Annotated in this window: 16 protein-coding genes; 7 read left to right on the forward strand and 9 right to left on the reverse strand. The window is 69.5% G+C overall.

Translation table 11 applies throughout. The features are described from left to right. The first annotated feature begins 44 nt into the window (after positions 1–44). Both ACZ3IG_RS31805 and ACZ3IG_RS31810 read left to right on the forward strand, forming a co-directional pair. Complete coding sequence (locus tag ACZ3IG_RS31805) at positions 45–818, forward strand: SDR family oxidoreductase (protein ID WP_467436419.1); 774 nt, start codon at positions 45–47, stop codon at positions 816–818. Positions 819–976: 158 nt separating this feature from the next. Next, positions 977–1,417: a hypothetical protein gene (locus ACZ3IG_RS31810; RefSeq protein ID WP_467436420.1), complete on the forward strand. Its 441-nt coding sequence runs from the start codon at positions 977–979 to the stop codon at positions 1,415–1,417. Positions 1,418–1,681: 264 nt separating this feature from the next. Here ACZ3IG_RS31810 and ACZ3IG_RS31815 read toward each other — a convergent pair whose 3' ends face one another. From ACZ3IG_RS31815 to ACZ3IG_RS31825, 3 genes are all read right to left on the reverse strand, one after another. After that, positions 1,682–2,647 (reverse strand): alpha/beta fold hydrolase, encoded by a 966-nt coding sequence (locus tag ACZ3IG_RS31815; protein ID WP_467436421.1) that lies wholly within the window; start codon positions 2,645–2,647, stop codon positions 1,682–1,684. 90 nt (positions 2,648–2,737) lie between these two features. Further along, positions 2,738–3,238 carry a DinB family protein gene (locus ACZ3IG_RS31820; protein WP_467436423.1) on the reverse strand — a complete coding sequence of 167 codons (501 nt, stop codon included), beginning with the start codon at positions 3,236–3,238 and terminating at the stop codon, positions 2,738–2,740. A 44-nt stretch (positions 3,239–3,282) separates the two neighbouring features. Further along, positions 3,283–3,909, reverse strand: a complete 627-nt coding sequence (locus tag ACZ3IG_RS31825; RefSeq protein WP_467436424.1) for a class I SAM-dependent methyltransferase — start codon at positions 3,907–3,909, stop codon at positions 3,283–3,285. Between the two features lie 87 nt (positions 3,910–3,996). Here ACZ3IG_RS31825 and ACZ3IG_RS31830 point away from each other — a divergent pair, with 87 nt between their 5' ends. Continuing rightward, entirely contained in the window at positions 3,997–4,605 is a 609-nt protein-coding gene (locus ACZ3IG_RS31830) for a helix-turn-helix domain-containing protein (RefSeq protein WP_467436425.1), read from the forward strand. A 55-nt stretch (positions 4,606–4,660) separates the two neighbouring features. Here the strand turns inward: ACZ3IG_RS31830 and ACZ3IG_RS31835 are convergent, their stop codons facing one another. The 4 genes from ACZ3IG_RS31835 to ACZ3IG_RS31850 all read right to left on the reverse strand — a co-directional run bounded on the left by ACZ3IG_RS31835 (position 4,661) and on the right by ACZ3IG_RS31850 (position 9,368). Further along, positions 4,661–5,536 (reverse strand): tyrosine-type recombinase/integrase, encoded by an 876-nt coding sequence (locus ACZ3IG_RS31835; protein WP_467436426.1) that lies wholly within the window; start codon positions 5,534–5,536, stop codon positions 4,661–4,663. A 338-nt stretch (positions 5,537–5,874) separates the two neighbouring features. Further along, a complete protein-coding gene (locus tag ACZ3IG_RS31840) occupies positions 5,875–7,245 on the reverse strand; it encodes an amidohydrolase family protein (protein ID WP_467436428.1) in 1,371 nt (456 codons plus the stop codon). Between the two features lie 97 nt (positions 7,246–7,342). After that, the gene (locus tag ACZ3IG_RS31845; protein WP_467436429.1) at positions 7,343–8,296 is read right to left on the reverse strand and encodes a DMT family transporter; all 954 of its coding nucleotides are present in this window, start codon (positions 8,294–8,296) and stop codon (positions 7,343–7,345) included. Positions 8,297–8,489: 193 nt separating this feature from the next. Then, positions 8,490–9,368 (reverse strand): NAD-dependent epimerase/dehydratase family protein, encoded by an 879-nt coding sequence (locus ACZ3IG_RS31850; protein WP_467436430.1) that lies wholly within the window; start codon positions 9,366–9,368, stop codon positions 8,490–8,492. A 115-nt stretch (positions 9,369–9,483) separates the two neighbouring features. On the opposite strand from ACZ3IG_RS31850, the gene ACZ3IG_RS31855 reads away from it, so the two are divergent. The 4 genes from ACZ3IG_RS31855 (at position 9,484) to ACZ3IG_RS31870 (ending at position 16,626) form a co-directional block, all read left to right on the forward strand. Continuing rightward, on the forward strand, positions 9,484–10,398 hold the full coding sequence (locus ACZ3IG_RS31855; RefSeq protein ID WP_467436432.1) for a LysR family transcriptional regulator: 915 nt from the start codon (positions 9,484–9,486) through the stop codon (positions 10,396–10,398). Between the two features lie 92 nt (positions 10,399–10,490). After that, positions 10,491–10,790, forward strand: a complete 300-nt coding sequence (locus ACZ3IG_RS31860; RefSeq protein WP_467436433.1) for a hypothetical protein — start codon at positions 10,491–10,493, stop codon at positions 10,788–10,790. 712 nt (positions 10,791–11,502) lie between these two features. Next, positions 11,503–14,277, forward strand: coding sequence for a helix-turn-helix transcriptional regulator (locus ACZ3IG_RS31865; protein WP_467436434.1), 2,775 nt, complete (start codon positions 11,503–11,505; stop codon positions 14,275–14,277). A gap of 1,740 nt (positions 14,278–16,017) precedes the next feature. After that, positions 16,018–16,626: a hypothetical protein gene (locus tag ACZ3IG_RS31870; RefSeq protein WP_467436436.1), complete on the forward strand. Its 609-nt coding sequence runs from the start codon at positions 16,018–16,020 to the stop codon at positions 16,624–16,626. Here the strand turns inward: ACZ3IG_RS31870 and ACZ3IG_RS31875 are convergent. Further along, a complete protein-coding gene (locus ACZ3IG_RS31875) occupies positions 16,590–17,114 on the reverse strand; it encodes an MmyB family transcriptional regulator (protein ID WP_467436513.1) in 525 nt (174 codons plus the stop codon). The genes ACZ3IG_RS31870 and ACZ3IG_RS31875 overlap by 37 nt on opposite strands. Positions 17,115–17,264: 150 nt before the next feature. Continuing rightward, positions 17,265–18,104, reverse strand: coding sequence for an SGNH/GDSL hydrolase family protein (locus ACZ3IG_RS31880; RefSeq protein WP_467436437.1), 840 nt, complete (start codon positions 18,102–18,104; stop codon positions 17,265–17,267). Positions 18,105–18,137 lie beyond the last annotated feature (33 nt).

Genomic DNA, 18,137 nt, shown 5'->3' on the forward strand with positions numbered 1-18,137 from the left:
AGCACTCAAGAGACGATTCGATGAACGGGAGGCGGTCTTCCGCCATGTCTGCAAGAGCACTCGAGGACAAGGTCGCACTGGTCACCGGCGGCAGCCGGGGCATCGGCCGGGCGATCGCGGAGCGGCTCGCCCAGGACGGCGCCGCCGTCGGCGTCACCTACGCCCGCGACGAGACGGCGGCGAGCGAGACCGTCGAAAACATCCGCAAGAACGGAGGACGGGCCTTCGCACTCCAGGCGGGGCTGGGCGAACGCGGCGACGCGGCCCGCCTCTGGGCCGCCTTCGACGCCGCGGGCACGGAGCACGTGCCCGACGGGAAGCTCGACATCATCGTCAACAACGTCGGCATCGGGGATTTCGCATCCCTGGAGTCGTTGACCGAGGACGCCTTCGACAAGGTCTTCGCCGTGAACGTGCGTGCACCGTTCTTCGTCACGCAGCAGGGACTGCCGCGCCTGCGCGACGGGGGCCGGATCATCAACATCTCCAGCTCCGTGGCCCGCCTGGCCACGCCGGGAATGATCGCCTACGGCGCCACCAAGGGAGCCCTGGACAACTTCAGTCTCGCCCTCGCCAAGGAGCTGGGCCCCCGGGGCGTCACGGTCAACTCGGTGGCCCCCGGCACCGTCCTCACCGATGCCAGCGCGGCCACCCTGCTGGGCGATCCGCATGCCGAGGCGCAAGCGGCGTCTCTTGCCGCCCTCGGCCGGATCGGGCGGCCGGAAGACATGGCCGACATCGTGGCCTTCCTCGCCTCCGACGACGCACGCTGGGTAACCGGCCAGGTCATCGACGCAACGGGAGGCATGGCCCTCTGACGTGCTAAGGAGAGGAACACCGTCGAGCGGCTGATCAACAAGATGAAGGCCTGGCGTGGCATCGCCACCCGGTACGGCAAGTCTCCCGACAGCTACCTCGCCGGCCTCCACCTACGCGCCTCGATGAGCTGGCTCAAGGACCTCACCCGAGCCACCCATTGATCGGAACTCAATACGGTCCCCAGCACCTGCGCTCGGCGACGGTGATCCGGCCCGGCGTGGTCACGCTGCTGGAGAAGGTGGGCACCGCCCGCCAGGCCGCCGAGCAGCAGACCCACGCCCGTGTGGCCCATCTGCTCAGTCCTGAGCGGGCGGAGGCTCTGGACGGGCTGCTGGTCGTCGATGCGACGCTGAAGTCCTCGCGCCTGCACTGGCTGGTCGCCGGACCGGTGCGGGCGTCGCCCAACAGTGTGGGCGGCGAGGTCGAGAAGCTGAAGTTCCTGGGCGGCCTGGACACCGACACGCTCGATGTATCCGCGCTGCCCGCCGAACGTGGCCGTCACCTCGCTCAGATCGGCGTCCAACTCGGCGATTCGCTTCCGGAGACGGTCCATCTCCGGGCGTCACAGAAAGGGCGGCCGCGGCCAACTGCGGGGTAGCAGGATCATCGGCCGTAGAAACAACGGATATCCCTGACCGGCGGCGTTGGGACATGGGGGTGAGCAAGAGTCTCGCTGGCTGACGTAGAGACGGAACGTTTGGCACATCGTTCTGACATCAGCTTCTGACTCGCGCTGGCCTGCGGATATTCGGCCGCGGTACGCCACCGACAGTCTGTGTCAGAACCCTGCTTCTGACACAGACTGTCCACCTTGGACCACGGCGGCCGGCTTGCGGCGTCGACCAGCAGCTTCCAGACGATTTCACCCGTCGAGGAAACGCAATAGCTGGGCGGTGACGAACTGGGGGTTCTCCTCGACGAGCCAGTGCCCGGCGTTCGGCACGTCCACCGCCCGCACGATGTTGGTCATGCGCGGAGCCACTGTGCCCTGGACCGCGTTGAGCTGCCCTTGGGCGGTCATGAGCAGGGTCGGGACACGTATCGGTGCTGCTGCCACGGTGTCGCGGACGTCTTTGTCGAGGGCGCGGTAGAGCTCGAAGCCGCCCGACAGGACCTTGGGCCGGCTGTAGGTTCGTGCGTACTCGTTGATCTCGGTGATGGTGAACGGGGACCGGTCAGAGGTGCCACCGAACGCCGTGCCACCGAACGAGACCTGGGGATAGAAGAGTGCCAGGTACTCGCGGACATCGTCGCCGACGACCGCCTCGGGGACCCGTCGCTGGGAGTGGAAGGCGATGTGCCAGCTCAGTGAGCGGTAGGTGGGCGCATCGATCGCGGGCCCAGGCAGCGGCAGGTCGAGGTAGCCGAGGCGTGCGGTGTCGTCGGGGAATTGGCTGGCGTACTGGAATGCCACTGCGGCGCCGAAATCGTGCCCGATGACACGGGCGTCCCTCACCCCGAGATGATCGGCGATCAGCGTGTGCACATACCGCGCCAGCGTGGCTTTGTCGTAGCCGGTCGGTGAGCCGGTGCTGTCACCCAGTCCGGGAAGGTCAACGGCGTAGACGGTGTGGTGCTTGGCGAGTTCCGGCATGATCGGCCACCAGCCGTACCAGGTCTGTGGCCAACCGTGTATCAGCACGACTGGCGTGCCGCTGCCGCCGGTCACGTAGTGCATACGGACGCCGTCTACGTCGGCGAACTCGTGGCGGAAGGTGTTCTCGAACCGGGGATCGTCCTGGGTGGCGGCGGCGTAGACGGGAACGTCGTCGCCGGCTGTCGGCGTGGAACAGGCTGCGATGCCGATCGTGAGCAGGAGGCTGAGCATGACGGTTGCCACCGTGTGCGCGGATCGGAGGAAGCGGCGCGGTAACGGCCGTGGTGCTGTGATCATGTGTTCCCGTCCTGGAGAAGGTGGTCAGCGGCCGGTCGTGCCGTCGATGAGTTCGCGGAGGATGTCCGCGTGGCCCGCGTGTCGGCCGGTCTCCTCGATCATGTGAGTGAGTGCCCAGCGGATGCTGGGAGCGGGGCGGTCCGGGCGCGGTCGGGGGACCGGTGCGCCGAGATCGGCGCACCCGTCGAGAACGTCGTTCGCGCGCTTGACCGCGTCTCGGTAGCGGGCGACGACATCGGCCACGCTGTCCGCCGGTGCGGCTTGGAACGTCGCCTGCCAGTCGGTGACGTCGTCCCCGAGGAACATCGAGCGCTCGACGAAAGTCAGGTGGTTGAGCAGGCCGAGCAGGTTCGTGCCCGATGGCACTGCGGCTGTTCGCACCTGCGGTTCATGGGCACCGTCGACCTTCGCGGCGATCGAGGTCCGGAGGTAGTTGAGGAATCCGCGCAGGACCTCGGTCTCGTTGCTTCCGGTCCGGGGCGGCGGGGTGTCGCGGCGGCGGTTGCGGCGGGTGGTGCTGGGCATCGTGGTCTCCCTTCCTCTGTCGGGGGCGGGCGCCGGCCGCCGTGTCAGGCGGTGCGGCGGATGAGGAGGACGTGGTCGGTGACCTCAGCGGTGCGCCCGTCTGGTCCGGTTGCGATCCGGCGGGGTGCGTTGGCTCGCTCGACCGTCCATGTCTCCGGGGCCAGGCCGATACCCGCGGCGACTTCCCGCGGGCTCGGGTAGCGGATGTCTTGATCTTGGTTCCACGACCACGGCGCGGCCGAGCCGTGGTCGACGACCAGCAGCCGCCCGCCCGGGCGCAGCGCGTGCGCGGCCGAGCGCAGTACGGTTGCCCGGTCCAGGTCAAAGGGGGTGTGCAGGTAGTGGGCACAGACCAGGTCGAATCCGCTGGGAGGGAAAGACTTGTGCAAGTCGGCCCGCACGGTGGTGACGCGGTCACCCAGGCCGTGTGAGCGGGCGAGGGCGGCGAGCCGCTCGACCGCCACGGCCGAGATGTCGGCGGCGGTGACCTGCCACCCCTGGCCGGCGAGCCACAGCGCGTCGCCGCCGTCGCCGCATCCGAGGTCCAACGCGTCACCGGGCGGCAGGCCCGTCACCGTCTCGGTGAGGCGAGCATTCGGCTGCGGGTTGCTGGCCGCCGGTCGGGCCGCGTAGACGCCGTCCCAGAAGGCGACCGCTTCGGTGGTGCTCATCAAGGCTCCTTGTGCCGGTAGGCGCTCAGTCTTGCCAGGCGCACCACGACTTGGCGCGAAATCTTGCGGTAATGGCAAGATGGCCTGATGGATCGCAAGACGGACGACGACGTGCTGGACGCGGTGGGGCCGCGCCTTCGTGCGCTGCGTCGTGACCGCGGCATCACCCTCGCCGACCTCGCGGCGAAGACCGGCGTGTCGGAGAGCAGCCTGTCCCGGCTGGAGAGTGGGCAGCGTCGGCCGAGCCTGGAACTGCTGCTGTCGCTGGCCCGTATCTACGACGTTCCGCTGGACGACCTCGTCGGCGCCCCGCGCACCGGCGACCCCCGGATCCACCTCAAGCCGATCAGGCGGTTCGGAATGACCTTCGTGCCCCTGTCACGGCAACCGGGCGGGGTGCACGCGTTCAAGATGATCATCCCCGCCCAGCCGGAACCACTCGAACCGACCCCGCAGACCCACGAAGGCTTCGAATGGCTCTACGTGCTCAACGGACGCCTGCGGCTCGTGATCGGCGACCGCGACCTGACGCTGCCGCCCGGTGAGGCGGCCGAGTTCGACACGTCCATGCCCCACTGGCTGGGCAGTGCCGACGGCGGCGTGGTTGAACTTCTCATCCTGTTCGGCCTGCAAGGGATGCGTGCGCACATACGCACCGGCCCTCATCGGTCGTCTCAGGCCCGGAGTCGGCGGTGAACTCGGGGTGCCGGTAAGAATGCTGTCACCAGCCGCAAACGGCGAGGGTCACGTCCTACGACGTGCGGCGGGGTCGCGTTCGGCGACGTGTCGGGCGACCGAGTCGACGCCGGGGGCGGGCGTACCGCTCCAGGGAGCGGACGGATGCGTGGCCGGAGCGTGCCAGCAGCATCGGGGTGGAGGTGCCGTCTTCCGCGTCGTGCGTCAGGGCACTGTGACGGAGCCGGTGAAGCGTCCAGCCGTCGAGATCCTCGATGTCGTCGGATGAGGCGAGGGGGTTGGCCGGCAGCCGGGTGTTCTCCTCGAAGACCTCCTCAGCGCGACGGTAGGAGAGCCGGGCCCGGCCGGTCTCGGGGCACACGTCGAGCGTCGGTGTTCCGGCGAGGGCCTGGCGGTCGGTGAGGAACAGCGGGCCGCGGGTACGGCGGGCGATGAGGCGGGGCAGGATCTGGGCGGTGCCGGACTGCCCGTGAGTCCACTCCGTCGCCCCGCCCTCGGCAGTGATTTTCCCTCGCTTGTCCTGCGAGTACAGGTCTTCGACGTTCAGGCACAGCACCTCGTCGGCCCGTGCGGCGGACTCGTAGAGCGTCTTCCACTGCGTCTTCTCCCGTAGGGCGACGTCCAGGCGCCACGGGGCGGCGATCTGGTTCTCGGTCAGGGCCTTGGCGCGGTCCGGCGGCGCCGGCCGCCGCTCGATGCCGATCGTCGGGTCGCCGTCGATCCAGCCCTGGCGCTGCCACCATCCGACCGCCTTGCGGGCGATGGACAGTTCCCGGTTGACGGTGTCGGCGTCCATCTCGTCCGCCCGTGCCGCCGCCGGCTCGGCCAGAGCCTCCGGCAGCGCCGGGTCGTCGATCGCGGTGACGGGGAAGACGGGCGGCTTCGCGCCCCGGCGGGCGGGTCCGGTCGGCGCCGGTTCCCCGGCGAGCATCCACCCCCACGTCGTCAGCGAGATCCGGTAGACCGCGCGGAGGACTTCGCGATCCCGGCGCCGGTGAGGTATCGCTCGACCGCCGCGGTGTACGACGCGGGCGGGGCGGACAGGGGCACCACCTGGGCGCGCGGCACACGCAGCACGCCCCCGCTCCCGAGTTCGGTCACCGGTTCGCTCGCCACGTCCGTCCCGCCCCTCCGGTCCTGCCGCAGTAAATGCGTACACCTCGCCTGCGGCGGTCGGAGAGTCCGCCGCAGGTCGCGAAGATCACGGTGACATGCATCTGTCGGCCGGGTCGTCGTTCGCGTCGGCCCCGTGCCCGCCTGGTGGTCGGCTCAGACCGGGAGCGGCAGACCGGCGGCGTGGAAGAGCCGGTCACGGGAGGCCGCGGCCTCGTCGAAGACGGCGTCGCCTCCCTTCAGTACGCCGTTCTCCTTGAGGATGGCACCGGCCACCACGACCAGGTCGACATTGCCGGCGTGGCCGCCCGCGACGATCGTGGCCGCGACGTCCGTGGCGGGCAGCATGTTGGCGTGATCGAGGCGGATCATGATCAGGTCTGCCTCCTTGCCCGGGGTCAGGCTGCCGGTGCGGTCGTCGATCCCCGCGGCCCGTGCGCCCTCGATGGTCGCGAAGGACAGCAGGTCGGCGGCGTTGAACGTGGGCAGGCCGGGAACACGGTCCATGGGCCCGGCCGCACCGGCGAGGATCAGCTGCTGGTAGGCGAGGGTCGCCCGCATGACGCCGAACATGTCACCGCTTACGATCGTCTCGGTGTCCACGCTGAGGCTCGGGCGGACACCGGCGGCCAGCAGCCGGTTGGTGGCGGGCTGGCCCAGGCCCGGCATGAAGACCTCGAGGGCGCCGGCCACGGACGCGGTGGCGCCGCGTGCGGCCAGCATTCTCAGCTCCTCGTCCGTCGACGTGCACAGGTGGATGAACGTCATGTCGGAGGCGAGCAGCCCGGCCTCCTCCAGTTGCCGTACGGCCTGCTGCTTGGCCCCCCACTCGCCGAGGCCCACGTGCATGCTGATGCGCAGGCCCAGTTCACGGGCGAGCCGGATGTCACGCTCGGACACATCGGGGGTGGACAGCTCCGGTCCGCGGAGCATTGCGTTGAGGGTCACCCGCGCCGAGTCGTCGGAGAGCACCTCGTTGCGGATGCGCCGAATGTCGTCGGGGTGGGTGCGGGAGCTGCCGAACTGCCACTGTTCGGCCTCCGTCGACGGCCAGCCGTGGTCGAAGACGGCACGGATGCCCGACTCCCAGTGCGCGGTGATCGCCGCGTCCGAGTGCTCGGGGCTGTTGCTGATGTGCGATTCGTCCCGAACGGTCGTCACCCCGGAGTCGAGGGACATCAGGTCCGCCGCCAGGTTGCCGATGTGTACGTCCCGGGGGTCGAAGTACTGTCCGAGGCCGATTTGCACCTGGCTGCGGTACTCCTGGTAAGTCCAGGCGGGGCCGAGATTGCGCAGCGCTCCCTGCCAGTTGTGGCGGTGGGTATCGATGAAACCGGGCAGCACGGCGTTCCCTGTGCCGTCGATGACCCTGGCCCGGTCGTCGGACAGGTCCCGGCCGGCCTTGAGGATCCTGCCGTGGGCGATGAGGATGTCGCCCACGAAGTTACCGAGCTGATCGTCCTGCGTCATCAGGTATGCGCCCTTGATCAGGATGCGTTCGTTGTTCTGCGGCTGGTTCTGGGACACCTGTGGTTCCTTTCGTGCCGTGGGCGGCACTGTGTTGCTTCTCCATCGAGAGAGGGGTGGTGGTCGGGTCCGCGTCCGGTCGGGGCGCGGACGTGGATCACTTCGCGGTGGTGTCACGAGGGCGTCGGGAGGCAATCCAGACGGCGCCAAACGTGAGCAACGCACCGAGGACGGTGAGGACGGAGGGGGACCGACCGCCCGAAGGGGCCAGGAAGTCCAGGGCGATCGAACTGGCGAGCTGCCCCGCGATAGAGGCCATGCTCAGCAACAGGACACCGATCCGGCGCACCAGGAACGCCGAGGCGCCGATGAACACCACGCCGCACAGACCACCGAGGTAGACCCACAAGCTGGTGGGCAGCGGGTCCCCCGCGGTCCCCTGCACGAGTGTTTTCACCCCCCAGGCCGCGGCGAGGAACACCGCACCGACAAGGAAGTTGAGCCAGGTCGCTGCGATCGGCGAGCCCGACGCGGCCGTCGTCGCTCCGTTGAGTGCCTGTTGCACACCGAGGAGGAAGCCGGCGGCGAGGGCGGCGAGGGCCGGCAGGATGATCGTGGCCGGCGCGAGGGTGTCGGCGAAACGGGGCAGGGCGGACACGACTGCGGCCACCAGGATGACGGCCGCTCCCGTGAGCCGGGCGGCGCCCGGGCGCTGCCGCAGGCCGCCGCCGATACCCCGGCTGTCCACGATCAGACCGCCGAAGGTCTGACCGGCGATGGCCGACACGGTGAACACGGCGACTCCAGTGACCAGCGCGGCGGTGGACTGGGCCAGGGCGAACGTGCCGCCGAGCACACCGGCCAGCAGGTACCGGCGGGGGAGCCGGCCATCCCGTGAAGCGCCGGCCAGGCGGCGCAGCGCGCCGCGCAGCCCGGGGGAGAAGAGCGCGAGGAGGGACAACAGGACGAGTCCGCCCGAAAAACTGATCGCCGCCGCGGCGATGCCGTCGTCGAGGCGATGACTCAGCTCGCCGTTCAGACGGGCCTGTACCGGCACCACCATGCCGGCTGCGATGGCTGCCGCGACGGCCAGCGAGCCGCCGCGAGGCACGGATGGGCGGGACTGTTCCGCCGACTGGGGACCGGGCCCAGCGGGACGGCGATGACCTGACCCGGTGGGAGCGGGGGGAGTACTCATGTCGAAGTTCCTCAAGAAGGGTTGCGGCCGGGCAGGGCCCGGTCGGCCCGGCCGCCGACGGCCGGTCGGGTCCCGCCTGCGGCGGGACCCGGGGCGCGGGCCTTTCTCAGAAGTCAGTACGCGCGATGTCGTCGAGGACCGACGGTCCCGTGGGGGTCCACCCCAGGACACGCCGGGCCGTGTCGCCCGAAGCCTGCTGGTCGAGGAGAAGGGCCTCACCGAGCAGGCCGAGCCGGTCGAGCGTCTGCACGACGGGTTCGGGCTCGACGCGTCCGGCCAGGCCGACGGAGCGGCTCACCGCTTCGGTGATCTCCCGTACCGTCGGGTTCGTACCGCTGGCACCGATGAAGTACGAACCGGCCGGGGCCTTCTCCAGCGCGAGCACGTAAAGCTCGGCCAGGTCGTCCACGTGCACGGTGCTCCAGTGCTGGTCACCGGAACCGATCATGGTGAGCGCCGGGGTGTTTCCGGCGGTCCGAGGACCGGCGGCGACGAGGTTCAGCAGACCGCCGCCGTGGCCGTACACCACTGCCGGTGCGATGACCGAGGTCCGGACGCTCTGCGCGTCGCGCACGAGCTTGCCGAGCGGCGCCCGCCAGGCGGTCAGCCGCGGGGCGTTCATTCCGGACGACTCGGTGATCGCCGAACCGCTGCCGTGCAGCCACACGCCGGTGGTGTGCACGAACGGCCGGTCCGTGTTCCGCAGCGCGTGCAGGAAGCTGGTGACGGCCACCTCGTCGACGGACGCGCTGGTCTCGTCGCCCGGCGACGCCAGGTGGATCACGCCGTCGCTCGCAGCCGCGAGTTCCTCCAGGGCGTGGCCGTCTGCCAGGTCGGCAACCGCAGGCTCGGCGCCCTTGGCCCGCACCAGCTCGGCCTTCTCGGCCGAGCGGACCAGGGCAGTGACCTGGTGGCCGCCGGAGATGAGCCGATCGAGCACCGCGGCTCCGATGTAGCCGGTGCCGCCGGTGAGCAGTACGCGCATGGTCATCCTCTTTCGCTGACGTCTCCAGGTCCGGGCGTTGGCCCGCACGACAACAGTCGCCCTGCCCGGCTATCGTGTCCAACGAATGTTTTCTAATATTCGATCGGATCTACCGATGAATGAGGTGAGTGTGGACCAGAAGCGGCTGGAGTACTTCATCGCCGTCGCCGAGGAGCTGAACTTCACGCGGGCGGCCCAGCGGCTGCACGTCACTCAGTCCACGCTCTCGGCCGGCATCAAGGCCCTGGAGCACGAACTCCGGACCGAACTGCTCCTCCGCTCCACGCGGTCGGTCAGGCTGACGGAGGCCGGCTCGGTGTTCCTCCCCGAGGCGCGGACCGCGATCGAGGTACTCGACCGGGCCCGGGCGGCAGTGGAGCCGCTCTCCACGGGGCTGCGCGGCAGCCTCACCGTTGGCGTCCTCAGCGGGCTGACGGTGATCGACGTACCCGCGCTGGCCGGTGCGTTCCACCGCCGTCATCCCGAGGTCCGGTTGCGTACCGAGACCTCCCAACGGGGAACCTCCGGGCTGATCGAGCGGATCAAGGAGAGCCACGTCGACGTGGCCTTCGTAGGAGCCGACATCAAGGACGAACACCTCAGATCGAGGGCCATCAAGAGGTACGAGGTCCAGCTGCTGGTCCCCGCCGATCACCCACTGGCCCGCCGGAAGCGTGTGCGGCTCAGAGACATCGCCGGGGAATCCTTCGTCGACATGCCCGCCGGCTTCGGGCAACGCCAGATCGCGGACGACGCGTTCACGAAGGAGGAGCTGTCCCGGCGGGTCCTCATCGAGGTCTCGGACATCACCACGATCGCGGACTACGTGGCGCACGGCTTGGGCGTGGCGCTGTTGCCCCCGGACTTCGCCGCGGCGGCCGGGGACGCCGTTTGTACCGTCCCCCTCGCGGATGCCCGACTGGCCTGGACGCTCAGCGTGGTCGCCTCCGCGACGCGTCCGCCGACGCGGGCGCTGCATGCCTTCCTCGACCTGATCCCACACCACATCCGGCGCGACCGCGTGTTCTGAACGGACATCCGCGGCCGTGTCCGGATCACTTCCCGAGATCCACCGGGCTCGCGTGGGCGGGGTACTTGCGTTCCTGTCCCGTCCGGCGGAGCTTGCTGCTTCTCCTCGTACCAGTCCAGGGCGTTCTTCTTGAACTCGCGGTGCGGTGGTGTCACCACGCGCCCGCCTGTCTGGACTCCCAGACCCTGGTAGCCGGCATCCGCGAGCGCCAGCGCAAAGCGCACTCCTCGCGGCGTATCCGCGTCGAGCACGGCATTGCGCACCTGAAGAACTGGCGGGCGCCGGCCCGCCGCCTAGGCCGCCGCGAGCACATGAGCGACACCGTGCAAGCCGTCGCCGGTCTGCTGTCCCATCAGCAGACCGCGGACCGGATCCCGGCACGGCAGGTGTGAACACCAGGGCCCCGCTGAGGTCCTCGGCGTCTCACCGCCAACCGTGCACCAGCTCGTTAGGGAGCAAGCAAGCTGATTCGATCGCTCACGGGTGAGAAGAGCTGATGCAGACCCTCGGAACCCAGCTCCCTCTCAGCCGGCCTGCCAGGATGTGCATTACACGGAATTTCGGGGCCTCTCGACGAGGTTGTCGAGCGCCGCGTTCATACCCGCTCCCGCCCAGCCGCGGATTACCGGAGAGCGGCTCTCGCCGGTCAGGAAGGGAATCAGAGATTTCTCGATCTGCCGGAATTCGCCATCTCGATTCGCTGTCGTGAGTGCGTGCGACGTGCTGGATGGGGCTCGCGTACGTGCAGACGGCGCCGAAGCGGAACTGAGTCTTCCCTTTATCGCCGTCGGCTTTTTGAAGTGGCCCCGAGGGTACAGTGCAGGACAGGACCAAAAGGGCGGGGATCATGATGCACCCGCACCAGGCACCTGTCATTTTCCTGTCGATCTCAACGGCACGGTACGGCATGCGAGATTTCGATGTTCCACTTGGAGTCGATCTTCGAAGCAAGCGCTATTGATGGAGAAGTGCGGGCCCCCTGCTGTCGGACAAAATGCGAGCCCTACGGAGGTGTACGGTGCCCAGCCATCAGCTGAAGCGGCTCGTCGACGCCTTCTTCCGCAGCAGCCCGGAAACGACCGGCGCGTTGCGGGAGCGAATGGAATGGCTGACCGGCTCGTGAGTCGGGCGGAGGTTCCTGGGCGTGAGCATGAATGCGGGCAACTGGATGATCTGCTCGACGCTGTTCGCGGTGGTGAGAGCCGCGTGCTGGTCCTCAAGGGCGAGGCGGGGGTGGGGGAGACCAGATTACTTGAGTACGTGGTCGCTCGTGCACGAGGCTTCCAGACGACTCGTGTCAAGGGTGTCCGGTCGGAGACAGAACTTTCCTACGCTGGGTTGCACCAGTTGTGTGTGCCCATGATGAACGGCCTGAGCGGCCTTCCGCCAGCGCGGCGCGACGCTGTCAGTGGGGCCTTGGGACTGGGGTCACGCCGTGCTCCCGACGGTTTTCTCGTGGCCCTCGGTGTCCTCGGCCTGTTGTCCGGGGCCGCTCGGGACCGGCCCCTGCTGTGCGTCGTGGACGACGCCCAGTGGCTGGACCGCGCCTCTACGCAGGCCCTGGCCTTCACGGCGCGGCGCCTGCTCGCCAAGTCGGTGGCCCTCGTTCTCGCGGTCCGGGTGTCGGAGGACGCACCGCACGGAGCCACAGAGCTCGCCGGCCTGCCGGAGCTGCCGGTAGGAGGACTGTCCCGGCGTGAGGCCGAGGCCCTGCTGCGTTCCACGCTGCTGGGCCCGTGGGACAAGCAGGTCCTCGACCGCATCCTCGCCGAGACCCGCGGTAACCCGCTCGCGCTCCTGGAACTCCCGACGGCGTCGACACCAGTGGCCCTGGCCGGTGGCTTCGGCCTCCCCAGCGCTTATCCCGTCGTGGAGCACGTCCGCGAGTCCTGTCTGCGGAGAATCGCGGGACTACCGAAAGAGACGCGTGACTTCCTGCTGGCCGCAGCGGTGGATCCGACCGGTGAACCGACACTGCTGTGGCGCGTGGCGGAGAGGCTGGGCGTTGACATCGATGATGCCGCGGACGCCGCGGCAGCCGGCCTCCTCCGCATCGGCGATCGAGTGGGGTTCCTCCATCCCACGATGCGCTCCGCCGTCTACTGCGCGGCCTCGCCCGAGGAACGGCGCAACATGCACCGCACGCTGGCGGACGCGACCGCCCCTGCGGCGGACCCCGATCGCCGCGCCTGGCATGCGGCGCACGGCGCGTCCGGCCCCGACGAGTCCCTCGCAGCGGCACTCGAACGCTCGGCCGGGCGGGCATGGGCACGCGACGGGGTCGCTGCGACGGCCGCGTTCATGGCACGTGCGGTGGAACTGACACCCGAGCCCGCCCTCCGCCAGGGGCGGGGACTGGCTGCTGCTCGCGCGGCGCATGAGGCGGGCAGCCCCGCTCTCGCTCTGCGGCTGCTGTCCCTCGTCGAGACAGGTCCCCTCGATGAACGTCGCCGCGGTGAAGTGGCCCTGGCGCGTGCCCGGATCGCGTTCACCTCCAACCACGGCAGTGAGGCTCCAGGCCGGTTACTCGAAGCCGCCGGTCAGCTCCTCGCCGCCCACGACATCACAGGTGCCCGGGAGACATACCTGGAGGTCGTCACCGCGACGATCTTCGCCGGCCCCCAGGCGTACGCCGACGGCCAGTACCAAGCAGCCAGGGCGGCGCGCGCGACGCCGACCTCTCAACCACCCCGCCCGACCGACCTCTTGCTCGACGCCCTGGCAACGCGCATCATCGACGGCCATACGGCCGCAGTGCCCGGTCTACGAGTAGCCTTGAGCGCCTTCAGTGAGCCGAGCCTCCCCCCGGACGACGGGCTGCGCTGGCTCTGGCTGAACTGCGTGACCGCCATGGGCCTGTGGGACCACGAGACCATGTCCCTGCTCGCCACCCGGCATCTCAAGCTCGCGCGGGATGCCGGACAGGCCATGGCACTGCCATACGCGTTGACCATGCGGTGTGTGGTGCACGTCCTCGACGGCGAACTCACGCAGGGCGCGGCGCGGGCGGAAGAGGCACAGACGGTCGCCGAGGCCATCGGTACTGCTGCCCCCGTCTACGGAGCACTCTTCGTCGCGGCCTGGAGAGGACGGGAAGCGGATTGCAGGGACCTGGGCACAGTCGCCGACACCGGGGCCAGACAGCGGGGAGAAGGCACCGGACCGGTCGTGAGCCGGTGGGCGCGGGCGCTGCTGTACAACAGCCTGGGACGGTATGCCGAGGCGGCCGAGGCGGCGGAGGCGGCCGCCCGGGACTACAGCCAGCTGGAGATGGGTGTCCCGGTGTGGTCCCTGGTCGAATACATCGAGGCGGCCGCCCGGTCCGGGACACCCGGAAAGGCCGCTGACGCACTCGGCCGTTTGACCGAGTCGACTCGGGCGAGCGGAACGGACTGGGCCATGGGCATCGAGGCCCGTTCGTGTGCTTTTCTGAGCGAGGGAGACGAGGCCGAAGCCCACTGCCTGCGCGCGATCGACGCCCTCGGCCGCACCGGCATTCGCGGCGAGTCGGCCCGCGCCCACCTCGTCTACGGCGAGTGGCTGCGCCGGAACGGACGCCGCCGTACCGCGATCGAGCAACTGCGCGCGGCCCACGATCTCTTCGTGGCCATGGATATGCGGGGCTTCGCCCAGCGAGCCGTGCGTGAGCTGGCAGCCACCGGCGAAACCATCAAGTCACACGGGGGCCGGACCGACACCGGCCTGACACCCAAGGAGACCCGGATCGTCAGACTGGTGCGTGAAGGCCTCACCAACCCTGAGATCGGCGCGCACCTCTCCATCAGCGCACGTACCGTCGAATGGCACCTGCGGAAAATCTTCGGGAAGCTCGGCATCACCTCGCGCAAGCAACTGCGGGCCCGTGCAGGCACGCACTGAGTGTTCCCTGGCCTCGATCTCGCACAGTGGCCCGCCGGTACGTCCGGCGGGCCACTCGCCTGCGGGGCGACCGATGAGGTGCCTCGCTGCTTGCGAGGGCACGAACCGGCCGGGTCCGCGAGGGACGTCCGGCGGCCGCTCAGCGGGCGGATTCAACAAGCCCGGTCATCCGCGGGCCGTGTCGGCAGCTCGCGGCACCACGTGCGGCCAAAGCGGTGGCTGCCACCGCGAGACGGCGGCCGGCCCCGCCCCGTGGGCACCATCGGCTGTGCACCAGGACGTGCCCGGCGCGGCGAGGATCCGGTTCCGCACGTGCCCCGGGGATTCGACCAGTGTTCCTCCCGGGTGCGACCGGGGTCACAGCCCGGGGATAGTCGTCCCCGTCCCACAATGCCAGGGGGCCCTGACTCCTGGCGAAGGTTGTCGTTGATGCTTGAAGTCGACGGAGGAGGCATGCACGTCTCGCTCCGGGCGTGCCACTTGTCGGACTGCCCCACGGACTCGCGTGCGTGGCAGCACGAGAACACTCTCCCGTGGGGTGTGTGACTCTCGGGCGTCTCCGCCAAGCGCCTTCAGATGCCGGCCGAGCGATGCGAGCACGACCCGCAGAAGCGAAGGCGTGCAGCCTTCGGAGCATCGGTACCCGCATCGTGCGGTGTCGTACGCGGTGGGGAAGTCGCCGGAGAGACGGGCGAGGTGGGCCGGTCCGCGGCGGGCGGCGGGGGCGAGGCGGCCGCCGCCGGCGGCGACGAGTTGCATTCCGCGCCGGGAGGCGGCGGAGTCGCGGTGGGCCTTGGCCCAGCTTGTGTTACAGGCATGGTGTCCCGATCTTGTCCCGGGCCCGGCGGGCGGCATAGCGGAAGGAGTTCTCGCGGTGAACACAGCGTCCCTGACGTCGTCCTCGCCGCGTGGGCTGGGCACACCAACGCTTCGTTCATGAAGCGCATGTACGTCACCGTCGACGTCGAGGACATGAGGGCCGCGGCGGAGGCGTGGGACGGCTTCCATGGGGAGTGATCGAAGGGTCCCTGTGTGTGCGTGAGAGACGATCTCCCCGGAGATCGCTCCTAGGGGGTCTGACCTGCGGAACCTGTCGCGACGTAGAACTGTGGACGGATTCTGCTGGCGATTCGTGCAGGCCGGCGCCGAGGGGGGAACTGGGGGAGCCTACGAGAACCCCCTCCGGCCCGGCGTCCCCCTGCGCGCGGTGAGTGAATGGGTGGCCGACGCACCGCCTGACCCGCTTCCCCCTTCCCCCGGTGCGGCCGTCTCCGCTCCACACCCCTTCGCTTTCGCGTGCCTGCGTGGTAGCACCGTGGTCCGGTGACGGGCGCCCGGCGAATTGACGGCGTCCCGGAGGGCCGCGCGGGCCGGCGGCCCAGATCCATATCCGGGTGTCGAAGTCCTGACCGGAGTGGGCGCTTCGGGATGCGCGACGAATGGATCGCCTTACGTTGTCGTCACCTCCGTGAAGGCGATATGGGTGATATCCGCCGTAAGCTCTCTTTTAGTTCCTCTGCGCTACCCAACGCACCGAAATGCAACCGCCGGTTGATCCCCGGCGCCATCACGAGGGACACTATCCGGCGGTTGCGTGTCCCCGGCCGAGTGGCGCTCGCTTCGGTATCCTCCCGTGCAGGTCATCCGAGGTCATTCACCCAGAGATTACTGGGCAGTTGACCTCACGTTTTCGTGGTAGCGTCCTTGTTCGGAGGGACAGTGCAACCTGAAAGGGAAATCGTGAACACGGAGAAGATCGCCGCTCGCCGCCTCTCGCTGGAAGAGGTGACGAAGCTCGGCGTGAAGGACAAGCTCTTCGTTTCCGCCGACACGGCAGAACTCAAGCTTCCCGACTGCTATGTCCCTGCTTTTCTGACCAAGTCCGGTGAGGATTTCGAGGGCGGCTCGGTAACGGCGCGAACCGTATTCCAGGAAGAAGTGTCCTGCCTTCCGGACGACGAGAACGACGCCGGGATCTACGTGGCCGACGAGAACGGCCCGGTGACCATCGAGGTCCTCCAGTCCGCCGGTGTCGTGCTGGACCTGGCGCTTTTCGTCCCTGGTGGGGACAAGGGGGCCCTCTCGGCCCTCTACGCCGCGGCCCGGCAGGCGTTCGGCGCCGACGTCGTGCAGATCTGGCGCCAGGGCCTCAAAGAGGTTCCCGATGTGAAGGTCGACATCTTCGAGGAGCAGATTCCCCGGGGGCGCAAGGCGACCGACAGTCCCAAGCGTGACCGTCGCGCGATCGACACCTACCCCACCCGTGCGGACTTCATCGAGTTCTCCGCGGGGTGGAAGCCGGTCGTCGAGATTCACCGGCCGATTGTCGACGACACCCCGACCATCTGAGGCCGCGTAATCTCCCGGTCCCGGCCTGAGGGAACGCGGAGAACGCATGCGCCGGGCCGCTCGGACTGATGCGCGAGTTGTCGCCCGAGGGGTGAAGGTCGGAACAGGACGACGAGGCCCGGTTCTCGCGTGCGCATTGTCTGGCCTCGCACTGTCGTGACGGTCCGCCGACGGAGTCGGTGGACCGTTTTCGTGCCGTGGACGTCACGGTCCGCTGACTGGTAGACGGTCATCCCGGGCTCGGCGGGCAGTTCCTGGGACTCGACGTCCAAGCCGAGTCGGCCCGCTGTCGGATGGCGTACACGCGTGCGGCCGCACCGGTGCGGCCGCACGGCCCGAGATGCCCACCGCCGCGACATCTCTGGCCGCCTCCGGGTCCGGGCAGACGAACCGCGCTGTGTTCGTGGGCCGTCGCGGGTCGGCCGGCACCGGATCTTCGACCCGGCGGTGCCGCCGTAAGCGGGCAGGATCGCCTGCCCGGGTGGGATGCGGGCGCGACGCGAGCCTGCCGTCGCGGAGGTGGGCGAGAGCGAGAAGGGCCTGTCGGCCCCCGCGCAGGCGCCGCCGGCGGGGGCCGAGCCTTCGGCGGCGCTGACGGAGTTCGGCGGACAGGGAGCGCGGGGCGGAACGGCCTCGGGTCAGTGCCCGACCCGCAGCCAGTCCGTCACCGGGCCGGGGTTCACGCGGTCCGCGGGGGTGACCCAGAACGCCTTGCCCAGCACAGCGTCGAACTGGGCGCCTGTCCGGCCGTCCCCGGAGGAGCGGCCGGTCAGCCGGCGGCCGATCCACGGCAGCAGGTGCATCCGGGCGAACCGCAGGTCGGCGCTCCGCCGCAGCATCCAGCCGGGAGGCGGCGTCGTCGGTACCGGCGTGCGCCACTCGGGGTCCTCGGCCTCGTACCCGAGCGTCTGCCACACCGCCTCGGCGACCCTGCGGTGTCCCTCGGCGGTCAGATGCAGCCGGTCCACGTCCCACAGCCGCGGGTCGGCCAGCGAGGGCGCCCCGTACAGGTCGACGACCACGGCACCGTGCCGGGCGGCGAGGTCGTCGACGACGGTGAAGAGCGCCTCCATGCGCGGGCGGAACCGTTCCAGGACCGGGCCCTGGCGGCCGGGGCTGCGCATCAGCACGAGCTGCTTGCAGTTCGGGGCCAGCCGCTCCACGGCCTCCGTCAGCAGGTCCCGCACCCGCCCCATGTCGCACTTGGGGCGCAGGGTGTCGTTGAGACCGCCGACCAGAGTGATCACGTCGGCGCCCATCGCGGCGGCGACGTCCACCTGCTCGTCGACGATCTGTCCGATCAGCTTGCCGCGCACGGCGAGGTTGGCGTAGCGGAAGCCGGGGGCGCGGGCCGCCATCCGGGCGGCCAGGAGATCGGCCCAGCCCCGGTAGGAGCCGTCGGGCAGCAGGTCCGACATGCCCTCGGTGAAGGAGTCGCCGACCGCGACCAGGCTGGTGAAGGTGGGGTTCGTCTGCATGGCGACGGAAATGGTATCCCGAGGCACCCAACG

It is taken from the genome of Streptomyces sp. NPDC016677, from assembly GCF_055562815.1.

Coding starts and splice junctions, on each gene's coding strand:
- ACZ3IG_RS31805 (WP_467436419.1), top strand. CDS start 45: ATGTCTGCAAGAGCACTCGAGGACAAGGTCGCACTGGTCACCGGCGGC.
- ACZ3IG_RS31815 (WP_467436421.1), bottom strand. CDS start 2,647: ATGCTCAGCCTCCTGCTCACGATCGGCATCGCAGCCTGTTCCACGCCG.
- ACZ3IG_RS31820 (WP_467436423.1), bottom strand. CDS start 3,238: ATGCCCAGCACCACCCGCCGCAACCGCCGCCGCGACACCCCGCCGCCC.
- ACZ3IG_RS31825 (WP_467436424.1), bottom strand. CDS start 3,909: ATGAGCACCACCGAAGCGGTCGCCTTCTGGGACGGCGTCTACGCGGCC.
- ACZ3IG_RS31830 (WP_467436425.1), top strand. CDS start 3,997: ATGGATCGCAAGACGGACGACGACGTGCTGGACGCGGTGGGGCCGCGC.
- ACZ3IG_RS31835 (WP_467436426.1), bottom strand. CDS start 5,536: ATGCTCGCCGGGGAACCGGCGCCGACCGGACCCGCCCGCCGGGGCGCG.
- ACZ3IG_RS31850 (WP_467436430.1), bottom strand. CDS start 9,368: ATGCGCGTACTGCTCACCGGCGGCACCGGCTACATCGGAGCCGCGGTG.
- ACZ3IG_RS31855 (WP_467436432.1), top strand. CDS start 9,484: ATGAATGAGGTGAGTGTGGACCAGAAGCGGCTGGAGTACTTCATCGCC.
- ACZ3IG_RS31865 (WP_467436434.1), top strand. CDS start 11,503: ATGGCTGACCGGCTCGTGAGTCGGGCGGAGGTTCCTGGGCGTGAGCAT.
- ACZ3IG_RS31880 (WP_467436437.1), bottom strand. CDS start 18,104: ATGCAGACGAACCCCACCTTCACCAGCCTGGTCGCGGTCGGCGACTCC.